The organism is Acidiphilium sp. PM (genome assembly GCF_000219295.1).
Taxonomy (GTDB): Bacteria; Pseudomonadota; Alphaproteobacteria; order Acetobacterales; family Acetobacteraceae; genus Acidiphilium; species Acidiphilium multivorum.
In genome coordinates, this window is the sequence record NZ_AFPR01000200.1 from 1 (window position 1) to 1,682 (window position 1,682).

The 1,682-nt window shown below is 68.9% G+C and carries 1 protein-coding gene; it reads right to left on the reverse strand.

What is annotated here, in order from left to right; genetic code table 11:
- Positions 1–1,564 (reverse strand): MMPL family transporter (locus APM_RS09420; RefSeq protein ID WP_007423135.1); only part of this gene is annotated, 1,564 nt, incomplete at its 3' end.
- Positions 1,565–1,682 lie beyond the last annotated feature (118 nt).

Genomic DNA, 1,682 nt, shown 5'->3' on the forward strand with positions numbered 1-1,682 from the left:
GCGCCGAAAGCTGCCGCGCATCCTCGACATTCTTCGCCAGGACATTGATGTAGAAAGGATTCGTGACCGATTTGTCGAGCAGCGAATGCAGCGTCCGCATCGCCTCCGTATTCGGGTTCTGGGTATCGAGCGGGTTGGCGTCGAACTGCAGCGTGGCGGCGGCGAGAATGCCGGCGATCGCCACCGCGGCGAAAATGCCGAGCACCGGGCGGCCGTGCCGCTGCAGCGCGCTGTCGCCCCAGTCGCCGAGCGGAAAGCCGATCCGCTCCGCCTCGCCGCGCGGCCGCGTGTAGGCGAGCAGGGCGGGCAGGAAGGTGATCGTGCAGATGAAGGCGATCACCATGCCGATCCCGGCGATCAGCCCCAGTTCGGCGACGCCCACGAAGCTGGTCGGCACGAAGGCGAGAAAGCCGCAGGCCGTCGCCCCGGCGGCGAGCGCGATCTGCACCCCCGCCTCGTCGGCGGCGCCGATCAGCGCCAGCGCGGGGTCGTCCACCCGGCGGCGCACGTCGCGCAGCCGCACGCAGAACTGGATCGCGAAATCGACCGCGAGGCCGACGAACAGGATCGCGAAGGCCACCGAGATCAGGTTCAGCGTGCCGATGGCGAGGGCGGCGAAGCTGATCGTCAGCGCAAGTCCCGCGAGCAGCGTGGCGAGGATCGGCACGATCATCCGCCACGACCGCACCGCGAGCAGCAGCCAGAGCGTGATCAGCGCGGTGCTGATGAGCAGCCCGGCCACCATCCCCTGGGTCAGGCTGGCGAACTGCTCGTCCGAAAGCGGGATCTGCCCCGTGTAGCTGATCCGCGCCGAGCCGTCCTTCACCTCCGGCAGCCCGGCGATGATCCGCCGCAGCGCCGCCGTCGCCACCCCGCCCGGCTCCAGCGCGCCGTGATCGAGAACCGGATGGATCAGCACGAAGCGCACATTGCCCTGCTCCGCGGCCACCCCCGGCATCAGCAGCGACTGCCACGAGAGCGGCGCGGGATGCCCGGCCGCCGCGGCCGCCAGCGCCTTGCGGAAGGTGTCGAGCTGGGCGCGGTAGGGGGCGAGGTTGGCCTGCCCCGCGCCGACGCCCACCGCCATCAGGTCGAGCGCCTTGAACAGCCCGGCGGCGGAGGGATCGGCCGAGAGCTGGCCGAGAAACGGCTGGGCGGTGACGATCGAGTTCAGCAATGTGGCGAGCTGCGTCTCGGGCAGCAGCAGCAGGCCGTCGCGGTCGTAGAAACTGCCGGTTCCGGGGCGCGAGGCATCGTGGAAATGGGTCTTGTCCTCCGCCACCTTCGCGGCCAGCGCCTTCGCCGTCGCGTCCGCCGTCTCCGGCACATCGGCGCGCACAACCGCGACGATGAGGTTCTGGAACTGCGGGAACGCCCGGTCGAACTTCATCTGCTCCTGCCGCCAGGGCAGGCTGGCGGCGAAGAGGTGATCGGTATTGGTGTCGATCCCGAGATGGGACGACGTATAGGCGAGCCCCAGCACGATCGCGGCCAGATAGGCCGCGATCACCGCCCGCGCGTGGCGGCGGCTCAGGGCGACCGCGGTCATGATCAGTCTTCGCATCGAACGGTTCCGGTCCGTGGTCGCATACCGTGCCCTGGTGTCCCGCGCTGAGATCCGGAGTGAATTTCAGCGCCGATCAGGTCACGAATATGTTGATTTTACGAGTGTCCACTTGAGT